Here is a 16,806-nt window from a genome sequence, read left to right on the forward strand (position 1 = left end):
GGCTCCGGAATCGGAGCCCGCCCGCCCAGGGGGGAAAAGCGTCAGCTGTTCGTGACGTTGTCGCGAGCATCCTGAGCGTCGTGCTTGACCTCGTTCGCGGCGTACTGCGCCTCGTCCTTGACGGCGGCGGCCGAGTCCTGCGCGGATGCCTTGACCGACTCGACCGACGAGGCCAGCGGCTCCTTCAGGTGCTCGCCGACCTCCTTGGCGACGTCGGTCGCCTCATCGATCAGCGGCTGTGCCTGGTCCTTCACCGTCGACGCGAGTTCCTTCTCCTTCGACGAGGCGGGGATCAGTGACGCGAGCACGAGTCCCGCACCGAAGGCGATCAGCCCGACGGCGAGCGGGTTGCCCTCGGCCTTCGCCACGACGCGATCCTTCACGTCACCCGCGTGCGCCCCGGCGTCGGACATCGACGAGCCGGCGTCGTCCGCAGCGCCCATGACACGGTCGCGCACCGAGCCGAACGCGCCCCGCACCTTGCCCATCTGCCGATCGACGATCTTCGACGGGGTGACCTTGTCGGCCAGGGCGTCGACGTCCATGCCGAGGTCCTGACGGGTCCGCTCGATGTCAGAGCGGATCTCATCGGCTGAATTGCTCATCGGTTCTCCTCATTTCTCTTCAGCGTGTCCGGGATCTCCTTGAGGGTCTCCACGGTCTGCGGTGCTCCTTCGACCTCCTGCAGCTGGCCACGTCCGACCAAGAAGAGGGCCAGGGCGATCAGCGCCCAGATGACGGCGACGATGACGCCAGACCATCCGCCGCCGATGAGGGTGCCCAGCGCCCACCAGAGCGCCATCGACAGGAAGAACACGGCCATCAGCGCGCCGTACCCGGCTGCGCCCATCAGGCCTGCACCCTTGGCGGACTTCGCCGCCGAATCCTTGAGCTCTGCCTTCGCCAGTGCGACTTCCTGCCGCATCAGCGTCGAGATGTCACGCGACACCTCGCCGAGAAGCTCACCGAGCGATGACGAGGCTGCCCTCTGCTCAGACGGTGTGGGGTCGGTCATAGCCGTCCTCCCCGCTGGCATCCGCCCTGGTCGAGCGGGTCTGGCTGTACAGTGGCGTCTCCGCAGCCGACGTCGATGTGTCGCTCACCGGAGTGGGCACCGAGTGATCCGGCTGTACCTGCGTGACCGGAGGCACCGGTGGGGCGGGCGGCACCGGAGGAGCCGGCGGCGCGGCGGGCGTCTGCGCGGCCGCGTGCTTCTGATCTGCTGCGTCGGAAGCCAGTGCGCGCGTCAGCCGCCCGACGATCACTCCGCCGATCGCCGCGGCGAGGATGAACGTGCCGGGCTTGCGTCGTGCGTAGCGCTTCACCTCGGTGAGCACCGCGCCCGGATCCCGGTCGCCGAGCCAGCTCGCCGCTGCCGACACCCGTCCGGATGCCTGCTGAACCAGGTCCGCGGCTATCCCGCTGCCCGTCGAGTTGGAGGCCATCGCTCCCAGCTCGTCACCGACGGAGCGAAGGCCGGTAGCCAGCCGCTGCTGCTGCGTGCCGGCCTGGTCGCGCAGCTCGCGCTGCGTCTGCGCGTACAGGTCCTTCGCCTGCATCTTCGCCTCACCGACGACGCTCGACGCTTCGTCCTTGGCTGCGCCGAGGACATCCTTCGCATGCCCGGTGGCGCTGTCCTTGAGATCGGATGCCTCGTGCTTGGCGGCATCGACCTTGCCCTGCGAGCCCGAGGGCTGCGAGCCCGAGGGCTGCGAGCCCGAATCATACGGCTGTGCGCCCGCCCCGTGCGCGGGCGCTCCCGAACCGCTCGGGCTGGTCGTCTCGAAATTGTCCGACATGAGTGCTCCTTTTCGCGGACCGATCGGAGGATCGGTGTCCCATGTCTAAGCCCGGGCGACCATCCGGCCAGGCCCCTTGCACTGCTTCGGTTTACGGTGTAAGTCCGGGCGAGAGGTCCGGAAGGTCGTGGATGCCGAACTCGTGGCGGAGCGCGCTCAGAGCCGCCAGCCACCCGGGCATCCCGGTGACCCCCGGCCCGGGCGATGCGGAGGCGGAGGCCAGGTATACGCCGGGGATCGGAGTGCGCCACGGATCCGGGCTGAGCACCGGCCGACGGAACAGCTGCCAGAGGTTCGGTGCGCCGGCCGCGATGTCTCCGCCCGGATAGTTCGGGTTGTGCTGCTCCACCTCCCGTGCGCTGCGCGAGCTCGTCGCCAGGATGGTGTCGCGGAAGCCAGGGGCGAACCGTTCGATCTGGCCGATCACCGCTTCCCTGCGATCCGCAGTGCTTCCCGCGGGCACATGCGTGTAGGTCCACAGCGTGTGCTTTCCCGCGGGAGCGCGGCTCGGGTCGAACAGCGTCGGCTGGGACACCAGCACGTACGGGCGGTCGGGGAGCCGCCCACGGTGCACCTGGTTCTCGGCATCCGCCACTTCGGCGCGTGCGCCGCCGACGTGCAGCGTTCCCGCGCGGCGCAGCTCGGGATTCGACCACGGCACCGGGTCGCTCACCGCGAAGTCAACCTTCGCGACGCCATCCCCGTAGCGGAACCGCTGCAGCGCACGCCGGTAGCCGGACGGCATGACGTCGGCCGCCAGGCGCAGGAGCGCTCGCGGGGTGACGTCGAGAAGTGTGGCCCATGCGTCGGGGAGCGCGCTCAACGATTCGACCTCGTGATCCAGTACCAGTTCGCCGCCGTGGCGGCGCAGATCGTCGACCATGGCATCCGCGATGGCCTGGCTTCCGCCGATCGGTATCGGCCAGCCCTGCGCGTGCGCGTACGTCGTGAGGGCCAAGCCGGCGCCGGCGCCGGCGATGCTGGGCTGCGCGAGGATCGTGTGCGCGGCGACGCCGGTGAGCATGGCGGGCGCGACGTCTTCCCGGAAGCGCGCATTCCACGCGGGGCTGCCCTGCTCGAGGGAGCGCAGACCGAAGAGCACCGCGGTGAGCAGGTGCCGGGGTATCTGCAGCAGGGAGGAGCCGGTGAAGTCGGCCACCTCGGTCGCCCGCTCGACCAGCGGTCGCAGAAGTCGCTGGTACGCCCGTCCGTCCGCTCCGAGCGCATCGGCGGTGCGGCCGAGGTCGCGGTAGGCGATGCCCGCGCGTCCACCGTCCAGGGGCTGGCCGAACGACACCTCCGGGGTGATGAACTCGACGCGATCACGCAACCCGAAGTCGCGGAAGAAGCGCGACTCGAAGGCCATCGGATGCACGGCGGAGCAGACGTCGTGCTGGAAGCCCGGCAGGGTGAGCTCGCGGGTGGCGGCGCCGCCGCCCGGCCGGCTCTCGCGCTCATAGACGCGCACGCGCAGACCCGCCCTGGCGAGTGTCACTGCGGCCGCGAGCCCGTTCGGGCCCGCTCCGACCACGACGACGTCGAGGCCATCCCCACCGGAATGACGCCGGGCGGTCACAGCTCCGGCGCCTCGGGCTCCGGGGCAGGCGATCGGTCCGGCGGCGTCGTCACCTCCGGTGACCCTTCCCGCGTGCGGGCGGCCGCCCTGCCCTCGGAGAGGTACGCCAGACGGTGCAGCGTCTCGGCATTGCGCCAGCGCACCAGGGCGTCCATGATCGGCCGCGGGACGAACCGGCCCGGTCCGGCGATCGGCTCCTCCTGGATGCGCACCAGGGAGCCGTCGCCCTTCGCGCGCACCTCGATCGTCACCCGCGCCTCGCCCATCGGCCACCCTCGTGCGCGCAGCACCATCCTGCGCGGAGGCTCGTGCTGTTCGACGATGGTCTTGTCGTTGATCAGGAGGGGCCATACTCCGAACGAATGGTGCAGCTCGGATCCCGGCGTCGGCCAGGTCGAATCCACGGCACGCATGCGCGAGGCGCCGACCACCCACGCGGGGTACAGCCACCCGTCTCCCAGTGATTCGAAGACGTCTTCCGGAGTGCAGTGCAGCACCCTCACATTCCGGGCCATCGCTCGCTCCTCAGCAGTCGGTTCAGTGGTCGGTCATACAGGCGTCGGGTCACGGCTCGTCGGCGAGCTCGTCCTCCTCAGGCTCGAACGTCGACGCGGTGCCGGTGTGCCCCGCCGCGATGCCTTCGGGATCGTCGGGGATCGTGCCGTCGTCGCCGAGGCCGCCGGACGTCCGCGCGTCGTCCCGCGCGTCCTCTTCCGCCGTCTCGGTCACGTCATGAGTGTCGCGGTGTTCGTCGCCGTGGCTGCCTGTCATACCGTGAGCACACCGCATCGCCCCGACATCCGGCAGGGCCGTGACGCCGGGCGCAGTCGCGAGTATCATCTGCACGCGCCGACCCGATCCGACTCAGAGCTCATCGAGCGCCTGCTGCGCCTGGCCGACGGCATGCGCAGCGGATGCCCGTTCCGCTGCCGCCCGTCGCCGCCGATCGGCCGCGGCGCGAGCGTCCTTCTCCGCCTGGGTCGCGTCGTGGCGTGCGCGCTCCAGCTCGTCTTCGAGTTCGGCGATGCGCTGCGAGAGCCGGTTGACCCGCTCGTCGGCCTCCTTCGCGTCGTCATCGGCGCGACGAGCGGCTTTCTCGACACGGTCATGCGCTTTCTCCGCCTCGCGCAGCGCCCGCTCGGCGCTGCGCTGCTCTCGCCGCGCGCCCACCTCGTCGGCCGCGGGCTTCGCGGTGACCGGAGCATCCGCTCGTCCGCCTCCGACGGCCGAGTCCACATCGAACGACCCCGTCGGCTCGAGGCCCTGCACCAGGCGTCCGGATGCCACGGCTGCAGCCGCGTCGGGATCGAAGAATGCCGCGGAGATCGTCTGCCGCACCGCCTCGAGTGTGGCGTCCGTCACTCGCCCGCCCTCTGCCGTCGCGAGCGATGCCGCCTCCGTCGCAAGCTGATCGGTGAGCGCCCGGCGCTGCCGCCCGAGCTGCGAGAGCGTCGCGGCATCCAGATCCTCCTGGGCCTCGCGCAACTCGGCGGCGAGCTGCAGCGCCTGGCCGAGCCGGGCGGCGCGCTGCCTGGCGAAGAGATTCACCACCCACGCGGCGACACTCGGCTTGCGCAGCGCGCGGATCGCCGCCGAGAGCGCGGGGTCATCGGTGTCCTTCGCGCGCGCGTTCCGCGACGCGATGAAGTCCTCAGGCGTCCCGGCGTACAGCTCGGCGGCGATCTTCTGGAAGTCACCCGCTTCGCTCATGCGAGTGACCTTATCGCGTGGGCGATCAGTCGTTCTTCGTCGCCTCTTCGGCCGCCCTCATGGCGGCGTCGCCCTCTTCGGGCGATTCCGCGCCGGCGCTCGCCGCGGGATCGTCGCCCGAGGCGGGCTCGCCATCCGTCGTCGGCATGTTCTGGCTGTCGAACTGGCCGTCCGGCAGCGCCTCGTCAGCAGTCTGCGGGTCGCCGTTCGCGCCGTCCGCAGCCTGAGGGGAGTCTGCGGCCGCGTCGTCGTGCAGGTCGTCGGGGTTTCCGTTGTGGTGAGTCATGCCCTGAGTATCAGCTCTTCGCGGGCGATCGAGGCAGGGCCGTGACGGCCAGCACCTCGAGGGGTATCATCCGCGCCGATCCGACAGGACAGCGTCCGCCAGGTGCTCCGGGCCCGGCACACGACGCACGTCGCTCAGCGCCAGCATCACGCCCGCCACGACTCCGCCGAGCCCGCCGAGCACCATGTCGCCGATCGTGTCCTGATAGCCGACGTGGATCTGATCGCTGATGTACGCCGACCCGAACCACTCGATCATCTCCCAGACCGCGCTGAGCGCGAGGGCGATCAGCGGCATGAGCACCAGGGGCGTCCGCGACCTCGAGGTCGCCGATGCGGTGATGTCGACGACGCCGGCCCGCGTCAGCACCTCTGCCGTGATGATCGCCAGCACCCCGGTGCAGGCGAAGTGGATGGCAAGATCCCACCACGAGATCGCGGCGTAGAGCTCGAACACGTTGCTCCACGCGGCGGCGAGAACGGTCGCGCCGGCGGTGGTGTCGAACCAGGCCCGCATGCCGAGCATCCGCGGCAGCACGAGCGCGGGCAGAGCCAGCGCCGCGATCCCGGCATCCGTCGGCTCGAGCCGGATGGCCGCCGCGATCACACCCAGGATGCCGACGAGGCGCAGCGCGTCGGCCGTCCACTCCGCCGCGGTGCGCGGCGGCCGCAGGAAGTCCTCTTTCATGCGGCATCCTCTCCGAAGCGCAGAACCGCCTGCACCGGCAGGTGATCCGACGGCCGGCGTCCGCCGGGTGTGCGTGCGTTCGCGCCGACCGCGCGCACGCGCACATCCGGCGTCGTCATGATCCAGTCCAGCTGCCGGCCACCGACGCGCGGTCGCCCGTACCGCGGGTAGGTGCCCCAGCGCGGACCGGCCGTCCGCTCTGCGGCCTCCCAGCTGTCGACCAGAGCGCGGCCCGCCTGCAATGCACGCACGGCCGTCGAGCCGGCGTCGGCATTGAGGTCGCCGGTCACGACCGCCGGCATGCCGCGCTGGGCCACGAGCCGACGGATGCTCCGCACGGAGCGCTTCCGCGACGACGCGGAGAGATGGTCGAGGTGGGTGTTGACCGCGACGAATCGCGTGCCGGTGCTGCGCTCGGCGAACTCGGCCCAGACCAGGATCCGGGGTAGCAGGTTGCCCCACCCGGTGGAGCCCGCCAGGTCGGGACGGTCCGACAGTGCGCGCTGCCCCCAGTCACGCAGCTCGAGACTCGCGGCGTCGTAGAGGATCGGCGCGCCCTCGCCGCGTCCCCCGGCTGCCCTTCCGGTGCCGATCGCACGGTGATCGGGGCCGAGCGATTCGTGTACGAGCGGCATGACGCGCGGCAGCGCCTCCTGCAGGCCGAGGAGCGTCGGCCGCTCCGAGGCCAGCAGTTCGTGCACGGCGGGAGCACGCCACGACCACCGGTCGGCGCGACGGCGCAGCATGTCGTCCGCGGCGCGGCGGATGTTGAAGGTCATGACGTGCACGTCGGGCGCTCCGCGAGGCCCGACCAGGGCATCCCGCGGCCCATCGGATTCGGGGGCCGCCATCGTCACCCGTCCCAGCCCTGCTGCGGCGTCTCGCACGTCTCGCGGAACACGAACTGCGACGGCAGCTTGCGCTGGGAGCTCGACCAGTCGATGGCGGGGCGTCGCTGCTCGGGCGGCAGATAGCCCAGGCGGTACACCGCCATCAGCTCGAGATCGTCGGGAACGTGCAGCAGCTCGACGATCTCGTCCCAGCGGCCCGGCGCCTCCATCGGGAACGAGATGAACTGGATGCCCATGCCGAGTTCCACCGTGGTCAGCCAGATGTTCTCCATCGCCGCGCCCATGCTGAACACCGAGTAGAACGACGACAGCTCGCCGGGGCGGTACTCGCTGCGATCGAGCATCACGCCGAGCAGCAGCGGCGAACCGGCGACGAGCTTGGCGTTCTCGGCGCCCAGGGTCTTGGGCACACCGAGCGAGTTCATCAGCTTCTGGCCGCGTGAGGTGAACACCTGGCTCGTGAACGGGCGCAGCAGCGCGGGCAGCTTGTCGAACAGCATCCCGCTGCGCTTCTGCTCCATCTCGGCTTCGCTGAAGCGGAAGTAGGGCTTGTAGCGCTCGAAGAACGTGCCGTTCGACATCACCTCGGTCATGCTCTCGCCCGAGATCTTCGCGATCCGCTGGATCGTCTCGCGCTGCTCGATCACGACGAAACGCCACGGCTGGCTGTTCAGCTGCGAGGGGGCGCGGCTCGCAGCTTCGATCAGCAGCCGCTGGTGCTCGTCGCTGACGGCGTCGGGCAGGAACGGCCCGTTCGTGGTCTTGCGGCGGCGGATGACGTCGAGGAATTCCATGGTGCTCCTATCGGCGGGTGAGGACGACGCCGGCGGCGATGAACGGCGCGGCGGTGAGAGCTATGGCGGGATGCCGGCGGGTGTGCGTTCCCGCATACGGGATGACGGCGAGGGGCGCCAGCGCGGGGGCGAGGGCGAGGGCAGCGCGCCGGTCGTGGCGGATGCCGACGACCAGCGCCAGGATCGTGGTCGAGACGGTCGCGATGTACAGCGCGTGGTGCACCCACCGGAAGCGTCTGGTGTCGACGATTCTGGTCGCGACGGCGGTGCCGAGGGCGCAGTTGGCGACGTAGCAGATTCCGGATGCCAGAAACGCAGCCGACGCCGGGCGTCGGTGCCCTCGTGCTCGCCGCCTGCGTGTCATGGGATCAGCACATCATGCCGCGCGCGTTCGGCGCGAGGGGTTGCGCGCGGGGCATCCGGCGCCCACGCATCCGAGGGAGGGGAACACGCCGAGGTAGGCGAATCAGGCCCGAATTCACCTGATCTCGCGTGTTCTCCTGCGCTCATTGAGTCGGGTCGCCGGCGGGAAGCGGGTCCGCGGGCTCGGCGGAATTTCGCCGGATGCCGATCCACGACACCACACCGCCCGCGGCGAACAGCACGGCGGTGACGATCACGGCGCTGTGGAAGCCGTCGAGGTCGAGCGCCCCGCCGACGATGGTCGACAGCATGGCGACCACCAGCAGCCCGGCGACGCGTGAGACGGCGTTGTTCACGGCCGACGCGATGCCGCTGCGACGCTCGTCGATCGCACCGAGGATCGCCGACGTCAGCGGCGCGACCGTCAGGGCCAGGCCGAGACCGAGCACGATCATCGACGGCAGCACCTGCCACCAGTAGTCGAAGTCACGGGCGACCGTGAGCAGCAGCAGAGACCCGACCGCCATCAGCAGCGGGCCCACGGTCATGAACAGGCGCGGCCCGAGCCGCCCGGCCCAGGCTCCGGCGCGCGACGACAGCAGGATCATCAGCACCGTGACCGGCAGGCTCGCGAGCCCCGCCGCTGTCGCGCTGAGCCCCGGCCCCTGCTGCAGGTAGACGCCGATCACGAAGCCGTTCAGCGACAGCGCCGCGTACACGAACAGGGTCGACACGTTGCCCCAGCCGAAATTGCGCACCGTGAACATCGACAGGGGCAGCAGCGGATGCGCCGCACGAGCCTGGCGCCACAGGAAGACGGCGAGCAGCGCCACGCCCGCGGCTCCGGGCATCCAGATCCCCGGATTCGACCAGCTCAGCCGCTCCTGCTCGATCAGCGCGAAGACGACCGCGCCCAGTCCGAGCGCGCAGAGGATGCCGCTCGTCCAGTCGACCCGCACATCGCGCTCGTGCTCGGGCAGATCCAGCCGGCCGAGCAGCACCAGGGTCGCGGCGATCGGCAGCACGTTGATGAGGAAGACGAACCTCCACGAGAGCAGGTCGACGAACAGACCGCCCATCAGCGGCCCGACCAGCTGCGCGGCGGTGGTGAACGCCGTCCACACCCCGATGGCCCGCGACTGCAGCTCGCCGCGCATGGTCGCGGTGATCAGCGCCAGCGAGCTCGGCACGAGCAGGGCGCCCGCGGCGCCCTGCGCAGCGCGGGCGATGATCAGCACCAGCGGGTCGGGAGCCGCTGCCACCGCGACCGACGCGATGCCGAAGGCGATCAGGCCGATCCGCATCACGCGCACGCGGCCGTAGGCATCCGACAGCGACCCCGCAAGCAGGATCAGCGCGCTCAGGGTGATCAGGTATGCGTCGACCACCCACTGCTGGGTGGCGATGCCGCCGCCCAGCTCGCGGCTGATCGCCGGCAGCGCCACCGTGACCACAGTTCCGTCGAGGAAGGTGACGAACGAGGCCAGCACGGCGACCGCGACGACCAGTCGCTGCAGGCGGGTGAACGTGGGCACAGGCCGACACTACTCCCGCCATCGACCTGCGGCACGAGCAGGCGTACCCTGGCCGCAGGCGGGACGACCTGCCCCGTCTCGACCCTTCGGCGAGAAGCCGACGACCCAGGCGGAGCGAACCATGGATTCGATGATGATGGACGCGATGGCGTCCGAGATGAAGACGTCCGGCATGGAGATGATCGACATGGCGGTCATGCAGGCCTGCATCGACGCCTGCGCCGCGTGCGAGCAGGCGTGCACGGTCTGTTCGACGCAGATGATGGACTGCAGCGTCGCGTGCATGAACTGCGCCGACATGTGCGGCACGATGATGCGCTCGATGCTGCGCATGCAGGGCATGACGGCGCAGGCGATGATGTCGATGCTCGACGCCTGCATCGCGATGTGCCGGATGTGCATGGAGGCCTGTCAGGCGCACGCCGAGAACAGCGACGTCTGCCGGATGTGCGCTCAGGCGTGCAGGGCGTGCATGGACGCGTGCATGGCCATGCGCGACGCCATGACGAAGATGGCCTCCTGACGGGCGACGTCCCTCCCTCGTCCCTGAGCCTGCCGTTCCTGCGTCCCGGAACCCGCCGAAGGGTCAGCGCGCGACGTTGTAGAGCACGCGGCCGACGGCCAGCACGTCATAGTCGGCGTGCAGTGCGACCGGCGTGCCCGCGGGCGCTTCGAGCGCCGCACCGGCTGCGCTCCACACCGTATGCGGGCCGCCGTCGAGGGTGCGCAGACGAAGAGCTCCGGATGCCGCATCTGTCGCCTCGACGATGGCATCCACCCAGCCGAGCGGCGTAGCCGACGCCATCCGCGCCTGGATCAGATGCAGGGCATGACCGGGAGTGTACGACGAGCAGACGTCCCCGTGGTCGCACATGCACGCCGCACGCTCACGCACCTCGAGGGGCGAAAAGCGGGTGGGCGGCGTGTTCACGGTGCATCTCCTCACGATCGGGTTCACCGAGAATACGTCCGGCTCCGGCGAGCGTCGAGAAGACCCGACACGGGGCGACACAATGCCCCGCTCCGCCCGCAGGCGTCAGCGCGACTGGGCCTCGACGATCGCCCTCTCGAGGTCACCCGGGCCGGTGAGCGCGACCATCCGCCCGTCGACGAAGAACGTGGGCGTGCCCTCGACGCCGAGGAAGGTGCCCTCGGATCTGTCGCGTCGCACGCGTTCGGTGGTGGCCGGGTCGGCGACGGCCCCGTCATAGGCCGTCATGTCGAGCCCGAGCTCGTCGGCGAGGGCGCGGAAGACCTCCGGGGTCGGTTCGGCGGCTTCGCCCCACTCGGCGAAGGTCTCGAACAGCCGGTGGTACATCGCCTCGAACTCGCCCTGCTCCCCGGCGGCCTCGGCGGCGAGCGCCGCGGGCATCGAGTTCACATGACCCGGCAGGGGGAAGTACCGCACCGCGTAGGTGATCTGCCCGTCGTACTTCTGTCGCAGCTGCTCGACCTCGGGGTACACGGCGCGGCACGCCCCGCACTCGAAGTCGAGGAACTCCACCACGGTGACCGCATCCCGCCCGGCATCGTCGAGAACGTGCGACTCCTCGCGCAGCACCTGTGGCTTCGGGTCGTTCTCGGACTCGGCGCGCTGCGCGACGGCCCACACGAGCACACCGATCAGCAGCACCATGACCAGGCCGCCGGTGATGATGACGGCCTTGACGGAGTTCTTCATGCCTCGATCCTGTCAGCTGCCGCCGACGGCATCCCGTGCGTGGGCGAGCGCCGACGCGGCGAGTGCCCGCGACAGCCGCTCGAACTCGCCGGCACTGCGCTCGCCGGGCCAGTCATCGGGCAGCAGGGTCGCGGGCAGGCCCGGGTCGACGTAGGGCAGCACTCGCCAGCTGTCGATCAGGCGGACATACGCGGCGAACGGCTCGGCCTCATCCAGGTCGTCAAGGGATGCCAGGAACCGCTCGTGTTCCGCGCGCAGTGCGCCCAGGTTCCACCAGCGCGAGGCGGCGTCGGCGAGGGGCTCGGACGGCACCGGATCGCTCGTGCGGAACAGGGTGGCGTAGGCGCGGGCATCCAGCTCGGCCAGCAGCTGCTCCGCCTCGTCGGACAGATGGCCGGGCAGGATCCAGAGCCCCGCCGTGACGGCGCCCGCGCCCAGGAACTGCAGCCGGCGGCGCAGCTGATGTCTGAGGTCGCGACGCGTCTCGGGGATGGTTGCCGAGACGAGCAGCCAGTCCTCTCCCGCCGCCATGGTGCGCACCGCGAAGATGCGACGGTCACCGCGCTCGAGCATCGGCAGCGCCGCAAGGCTCAGGGCGTACCCCGCATCCGGCGTCGCGATAAGCAGACCGCGCTGCTTGAGCCGGGTGATCGCAGTGCGCGCGCGGGCGGCCGGGATGCTCAGGTCGCCGGCCAGCCGCACGAGCGCCGCCGACGAGATGCGGCCGCCGAGCGGGCGCAGGTACAGCCCGATCAGGGTGCGCAGCAGCGAGGTCGCGCTGCCCGGCCGCGCCTCGATGTCGTCGAGCACCGCCGCTGAGGGCGCGGTCATGGCTGCAGGGCGTCGCGCACGGCGATCACGCCGCGCAGCGTCTCCTCATGCGAGGTGCTCAACGGTGACAGGCCGAAGCGGATGCCGTCGGGGAAGCGGAAGTCGGGGATCACGCCGTCGGCCCACAGCTGCGTCGTGACCTCCTGGAACGAGTCGTGTCCGATCGTGACATGGCCGCCGCGGCGCGAGGCCTCGCGTGGCGAGAGCAGCCGCACGCCGAGCGGTGCGAGCAGCGCGTCGTAGGCGCGGATCGCGAACTCGGTGAGCGTGATCGACTTCACCCGCAGGGCGGTGACCCCCTCCAGCTCGATCAGGTCGAGCATGCCCTGCATCGGCAGCATCGACAGCACCGGCGGGGTGCCGCTGAGCAGCTGCCGGATGCCCGAGACCGGCGTGTACTCGGGGCCCATGGCGAAGATGTCGGCGGCACCCCACCAGCCGTGGATCGGCTGCACGACCGTGCCGTGGTGCTCGGTGCACAGGTACGCGAACGCCGGCGATCCCGGCCCGCCGTTGAGGTACTTGTAGGTGCAGCCGACGGCCATGTCGACTCCCCAGTCGTCGAGCTGCATGGGCACGACGCCGGCCGAGTGGCACAGATCCCAGAGCATCAGCGCTCCGGCAGCCTTCACCACCTGGGTGATCGACGGCATGTCGGCGAGCGAACCCGAGCGGTAGTCGACGTGGCTGAGCACGACGAGTGCGGTGCGCTCGGAGACCACCGATGCGACCTGATCGGCCGTGACCCCGAGGATCGGGTCGGGCTCGACCCAGCGCAGCGTCGCGCCGGTCTCGTTCGCGACACCGGCGGCGATGAAGCGATCGGTGGGGAAGTTGCCCGCTTCGATGACGATCTCGTCCCGACCCGGTCGCGCGGCGACACCGGCACGCATGAGCTTGTAGAGCAGCACGCTGGTCGAGTCGGCGACCACGGTCTGGCCGGCCGCGGCGCCGAGGATGATCGCGCCGATGCGATCACCGAGGTGCATCGGCAGCTGCATCCACTGCTCGTCCCACGAGCGGATGAGACGCGTGCCCCAGTCGTCGCGGACGAACGCCGCGGCCTTCTCGGGCAGATCGCGCAGCGGGCGGCCCAGCGAATTGCCGTCGAGGTAGGCGATGACGCCAGGGGCGTCGGCGAATTCGGCGAGGTGGTGAGCGAGCGGGTCGGCCTGGTCGAGCTTGCGGGCCTCGGCGAGCAGGTCGGCGGTGATGTCGGTCATGTCACGGCTCCGTGATGTCGGTGTCGATGTCGGCTGGTGTGAGGCGGTGGGCCCGATTCGGATCGCCGTCGGGCAGAAGCAGCAGAGGTCCGCCCGCGCGCGGGTCCGCGGGGGAGAGGGATGCCAGCAGGCCGAGCCCGTCGAGGCCGGCGGCCCGCAGCAGGTCGATCTCCGCCTCGCGCAGGTCGACGGGTGCGGGCCCGTTGCCCATGTCGGTGCCGTAGAGCACCTCGCCGCCGCCGGCGATGAAGCGCCGCACGTTGTCGAGCGCGAGAGCGAGCACGTCGCCGTCGTGGATCGCCAGAGTCGAGATCCAGGATGCGGATGCCGCCTGCGCCGCGATCTCGGTCTCGGTGAGGCGCTCGCTGAACGGGGCGTGCGCGAGGCGGGTCGCGCCGAGGCGCACCGCGCGCTGCGCCTGGCCGGCACCTTCGGCATGGGCGACGACGGGCAGGTGGTGCACGGCGGCCTGATGCACGACGGTGCGGAAGGCATCGTCGTCGAGCACCGGGCCCGCGTCGCTGTGCGCGATGACCTTGATCAGCGAGACGCCGGCGGCGGCGAGCTCGTCGACCGTGCGGGCCGCGTGCTCGGCATCCACGATCTCCCGCACCGAACCGGTCGGAGCCCACGCGCGATCCGACGGGTAGCCGCCGGGTGCGGTGAGGAACGGCCCGGCGTACTCGACGACGGGGCTGCGCAGCACCTCGGCGATCCACTCCGGATCCGCGCCCAGATCGACCACCCGGCCGAGCCGCGACGCCGGCAGCAGGGCCGGGTCGACCAGCTGCAGGTGCACGTGATGGTCGGTGAACAGACCCATGATCACGCCCTCGAGGCGGGGTGTTCCGGCGGGCGGCGGCCCTTCGGAAAGCTCAGGAGCCCACGAGCCGAGCGTGAGGCTGCCCTCGCGCATCGCCTCGCCGTCGAAGAACGTGACCGCCCGCATTCAGCGGCCGATTTCGGTGCGCACGCTGTACAGCTCGGGGAAGAAGGTGAGATCGAGCGCGCGCTGCAGGAAGCTCACGCCGCTCGATCCGCCCGTGCCGACCTTCATGCCGATCGTGCGGGTGACGGTGCGCAGATGCCGGAAGCGCCAGAACTGGAAGTTGTCCTCGACGTCGACGAGCTCTTCGCACGCCTCGTAGAGGTCCCAGTGCTCGTGCGGGTTCTCGTAGATCTCGCGGATCGCGGCGACGAGCTCGGGATGCTCGCGGTAGGGCTGGCGCACGTCGCGCTCGAGCACCTCAGCCGGGATCGGCAGGCCGCGACGGAACGCGTATCGCAGGAACTCGTCGTACAGGGTCGGACGCTCCCACTCGGCCCTGAGCATCGCGAGGTTCTCGGGATGGTCGCGGAACACGTTGAGCATCCGCTCGTTCTTGTTGCCGAGGGCGAACTCGACCGCGCGGTACTGCACCGACTGGAACCCGGACGAGTTGCCGAGGTCGCCCCGGAACTGCGCGTACTCGGTGGGGGTGAGCGTGGCGAGCACCGACCACTGCTGGGTCAGCACCTCCTGGATGTGCTTCACCCGCGCGATGTGCTTGAGCGCCGAGCGCAGGTCGTCGCCGGCCAGGCGGTCGCGGGCGGTGCCCAGCTCGTGCTGCACGAGCTTGAGCCACAGCTCGGTCGTCTGGTGCTGGATGATGAACAGCATCTCGTCGTGGTGCTCGGGCTGCGAGACCGGATGCTGTGCACCGAGCAGCCGATCCAGGTCGAGGTACGAGCCGTACGTCATCCGATCCTTGAGGTCGGTGACGATGCCGTCTTCAAGGGGGCGTTCATTGTCGGCTGCGACCATGCGGGAAACGTATCAGTTTCGTGGCGGTCGTCACAATGGTGAAACTACCCTCGGTTAGCACCCACCGCCCGCATCGGCAAGGGGGGGCGTCCGAGCCGAGGTGATCGAGCGGCAGCGGATATTCTTCCGAACATGGGAGACAGCATCAGTTCACAGCGGTTCACCCGGCAGGACCGCGCGCGGTTCCGGGAGCAGGTGCAGCGCGGGCTGGAGGCGCTCGAGCTCATGCTCGGCGACGGCTGGTTCCAAGAGGCGTCGCAGCCCCAGCTGGGCCTGGAGCTCGAGCTGAACCTCGTCGACGGCGACCGCAACCCCGCCATGACCAACGAGCAGGTGCTGGAGGCCATCGCGAACCCGGCCTTCCAGACCGAGCTGGGACGGTTCAACGTCGAGATCAACGTGGCACCCCGGCCGCTCGGCGGTGACAGCCTCACCGAGCTCGAGAAGGTGCTGGGCTCGGCGTTCTCCGCCGCCGACGAGCGCGCCCACAGCGCGGGCAGCGATCTCGCGATGATCGGCATGCTGCCCACTCTCGACGAGACGCACTTCACCGAGCGCTGGCTGTCGAGGGAGCCGCGCTACAAGATGCTCGGGCAGCAGATCCTCGCCGCGCGCGGCGAGGACATCGAGCTGCGCCTCGACGGTGTCCCCCTCATCGACACCGCCGATCCGGAGGACCTCGACATCATCTGCGACACGATCGTGCCCGAGGCCGCGTGCACGTCGATGCAGCTGCACCTGCAGGTCAAGCCCGAGGACTTCGCCCCGCACTGGAACGCGGCGCAGGCGATCGCCGGCGTGCAGGTGGCGCTGGCCGCCAACTCGCCGTTCTTCGCCGGCCGCGCGCTGTGGCATGAGACGCGCATCCCGATGTTCGAGCAGGCCACCGACACGCGCTCGCAGGAGCTGAAGAATCAGGGCGTGCGCCCGCGCGTGTGGTTCGGCGAGCGCTGGATCACGTCGATCTTCGACCTCTTCGAAGAGAACTCGCGCTATTTCCCGGCCCTGCTGCCGGAGAGCTCCGACCAGGACCCGCTGGAGACGCTGCGATCAGGCACTGCGCCCGATCTGAGCGAGCTGCGGATGCACAACGGCACGGTCTACCGCTGGAATCGCCCCATCTACGACACGCAGAACGGCGGCTGCCACCTGCGACTCGAGAATCGGGTGCTGCCCGCATCGCCCTCGATGGCGGATGCCCTGGCCGACACCGCGTTCTATTACGGGCTGCTGCACACCCTCGCCAGCAGCGAGCGTCCGCTGTGGAGCCAGATGACCTTCGACGCCGCGCACGAGAACCTGCACGCCGCGGCGCGGCAGGGCATCGAGTCGCAGCTGTACTGGCCCGAGCTGGGCTGGGTCGGACCGCGGGAGCTGGTGCTGCGCCGGCTGCTGCCGCTCGCCGCGGAGGGGCTCGAGGCCTACGGCGTCTCTACCGCGGCGCGCGAGAGGTACCTCGGCATCATCGAGCAGCGCTGCGTCACCGGCCGCAACGGGGCCACCTGGCAGCGTGCGAACGTCGCAGCCCGAGAGGCGGCGGGCGAGTCGCGTCACCAGGCGCTGCACGGGATGCTCGACGACTACCTGCAGCACATGCACTCGGGCGAGCCCGTGCACGCCTGGCAGCCCTGAGCCCCTGGGGCCGGGGGCCTGCCGAAGGGCCGCC

At 70.3% G+C, this 16,806-nt stretch carries 21 protein-coding genes; 2 read left to right on the forward strand and 19 right to left on the reverse strand.

The features are described from left to right. Positions 1 to 41 precede the first annotated feature (41 nt). The 13 genes from ACWGSM_RS05145 to ACWGSM_RS05205 form a co-directional block, all read right to left on the reverse strand. Positions 42 to 605, reverse strand: a complete 564-nt coding sequence (locus tag ACWGSM_RS05145) for a DUF3618 domain-containing protein (protein ID WP_452321889.1) — start codon at positions 603 to 605, stop codon at positions 42 to 44. Beyond that, positions 602 to 1,015, reverse strand: a complete 414-nt coding sequence (locus ACWGSM_RS05150) for a phage holin family protein (RefSeq protein ID WP_452321890.1) — start codon at positions 1,013 to 1,015, stop codon at positions 602 to 604. The genes ACWGSM_RS05145 and ACWGSM_RS05150 overlap by 4 nt, the downstream gene beginning before the upstream one ends. Then, a complete protein-coding gene (locus tag ACWGSM_RS05155; RefSeq protein ID WP_452321891.1) occupies positions 993 to 1,799 on the reverse strand; it encodes a hypothetical protein in 807 nt (268 codons plus the stop codon). Before ACWGSM_RS05155 ends, ACWGSM_RS05150 begins: the two co-directional genes overlap by 23 nt. 91 nt (positions 1,800 to 1,890) lie before the next feature. After that, complete coding sequence (locus ACWGSM_RS05160) at positions 1,891 to 3,375, reverse strand: phytoene desaturase family protein (RefSeq protein WP_452321892.1); 1,485 nt, start codon at positions 3,373 to 3,375, stop codon at positions 1,891 to 1,893. Beyond that, entirely contained in the window at positions 3,372 to 3,890 is a 519-nt protein-coding gene (locus ACWGSM_RS05165) for an SRPBCC family protein (RefSeq protein WP_452321893.1), read from the reverse strand. The genes ACWGSM_RS05160 and ACWGSM_RS05165 overlap by 4 nt, the downstream gene beginning before the upstream one ends. A gap of 49 nt (positions 3,891 to 3,939) precedes the next feature. Beyond that, entirely contained in the window at positions 3,940 to 4,104 is a 165-nt protein-coding gene (locus ACWGSM_RS05170; RefSeq protein WP_452321894.1) for a hypothetical protein, read from the reverse strand. A gap of 135 nt (positions 4,105 to 4,239) precedes the next feature. After that, a complete protein-coding gene (locus ACWGSM_RS05175) occupies positions 4,240 to 5,085 on the reverse strand; it encodes a transposase (RefSeq protein ID WP_452321895.1) in 846 nt (281 codons plus the stop codon). Between the two features lie 25 nt (positions 5,086 to 5,110). Continuing rightward, on the reverse strand, positions 5,111 to 5,371 hold the full coding sequence (locus tag ACWGSM_RS05180; protein WP_452321896.1) for a hypothetical protein: 261 nt from the start codon (positions 5,369 to 5,371) through the stop codon (positions 5,111 to 5,113). Positions 5,372 to 5,437: 66 nt separating this feature from the next. Then, positions 5,438 to 6,058, reverse strand: a complete 621-nt coding sequence (locus tag ACWGSM_RS05185; protein ID WP_452321897.1) for a DUF2238 domain-containing protein — start codon at positions 6,056 to 6,058, stop codon at positions 5,438 to 5,440. After that, the gene (locus ACWGSM_RS05190; protein WP_452321898.1) at positions 6,055 to 6,837 is read right to left on the reverse strand and encodes an endonuclease/exonuclease/phosphatase family protein; all 783 of its coding nucleotides are present in this window, start codon (positions 6,835 to 6,837) and stop codon (positions 6,055 to 6,057) included. The genes ACWGSM_RS05185 and ACWGSM_RS05190 overlap by 4 nt, the downstream gene beginning before the upstream one ends. A 74-nt stretch (positions 6,838 to 6,911) precedes the next feature. After that, positions 6,912 to 7,703, reverse strand: a complete 792-nt coding sequence (locus ACWGSM_RS05195; RefSeq protein WP_452321899.1) for a nitroreductase family protein — start codon at positions 7,701 to 7,703, stop codon at positions 6,912 to 6,914. A 7-nt stretch (positions 7,704 to 7,710) separates the two neighbouring features. After that, complete coding sequence (locus tag ACWGSM_RS05200) at positions 7,711 to 8,067, reverse strand: hypothetical protein (protein ID WP_452321900.1); 357 nt, start codon at positions 8,065 to 8,067, stop codon at positions 7,711 to 7,713. 142 nt (positions 8,068 to 8,209) lie between these two features. Further along, a complete protein-coding gene (locus ACWGSM_RS05205) occupies positions 8,210 to 9,601 on the reverse strand; it encodes an MFS transporter (protein ID WP_452321901.1) in 1,392 nt (463 codons plus the stop codon). Between the two features lie 172 nt (positions 9,602 to 9,773). Here ACWGSM_RS05205 and ACWGSM_RS05210 point away from each other — a divergent pair, with 172 nt between their 5' ends. Then, on the forward strand, positions 9,774 to 10,124 hold the full coding sequence (locus tag ACWGSM_RS05210; protein WP_452321902.1) for a hypothetical protein: 351 nt from the start codon (positions 9,774 to 9,776) through the stop codon (positions 10,122 to 10,124). A gap of 63 nt (positions 10,125 to 10,187) precedes the next feature. Here the strand turns inward: ACWGSM_RS05210 and ACWGSM_RS05215 are convergent, their stop codons facing one another. From ACWGSM_RS05215 to kynA, 6 genes are all read right to left on the reverse strand, one after another. Beyond that, on the reverse strand, positions 10,188 to 10,532 hold the full coding sequence (locus ACWGSM_RS05215) for a hypothetical protein (RefSeq protein WP_452321903.1): 345 nt from the start codon (positions 10,530 to 10,532) through the stop codon (positions 10,188 to 10,190). 105 nt (positions 10,533 to 10,637) lie between these two features. After that, positions 10,638 to 11,282 (reverse strand): DsbA family protein, encoded by a 645-nt coding sequence (locus ACWGSM_RS05220; protein ID WP_452321904.1) that lies wholly within the window; start codon positions 11,280 to 11,282, stop codon positions 10,638 to 10,640. Between the two features lie 12 nt (positions 11,283 to 11,294). Beyond that, positions 11,295 to 12,113, reverse strand: a complete 819-nt coding sequence (locus ACWGSM_RS05225; RefSeq protein ID WP_452321905.1) for a PaaX family transcriptional regulator — start codon at positions 12,111 to 12,113, stop codon at positions 11,295 to 11,297. After that, positions 12,110 to 13,336, reverse strand: coding sequence for a kynureninase (locus tag ACWGSM_RS05230; protein WP_452321906.1), 1,227 nt, complete (start codon positions 13,334 to 13,336; stop codon positions 12,110 to 12,112). Before ACWGSM_RS05230 ends, ACWGSM_RS05225 begins: the two co-directional genes overlap by 4 nt. A 1-nt stretch (position 13,337) precedes the next feature. Next, positions 13,338 to 14,285: a hydrolase gene (locus ACWGSM_RS05235; protein WP_452321907.1), complete on the reverse strand. Its 948-nt coding sequence runs from the start codon at positions 14,283 to 14,285 to the stop codon at positions 13,338 to 13,340. Beyond that, complete coding sequence (kynA, locus tag ACWGSM_RS05240; RefSeq protein WP_452321908.1) at positions 14,286 to 15,140, reverse strand: tryptophan 2,3-dioxygenase; 855 nt, start codon at positions 15,138 to 15,140, stop codon at positions 14,286 to 14,288. It abuts the gene before it with no gap. A gap of 132 nt (positions 15,141 to 15,272) precedes the next feature. On the opposite strand from kynA, the gene ACWGSM_RS05245 reads away from it, so the two are divergent. Beyond that, positions 15,273 to 16,772, forward strand: a complete 1,500-nt coding sequence (locus ACWGSM_RS05245; protein WP_452321909.1) for a glutamate-cysteine ligase family protein — start codon at positions 15,273 to 15,275, stop codon at positions 16,770 to 16,772. Positions 16,773 to 16,806: the final 34 nt, after the last annotated feature.

Source organism: Microbacterium sp. NPDC055521 (assembly GCF_053619695.1).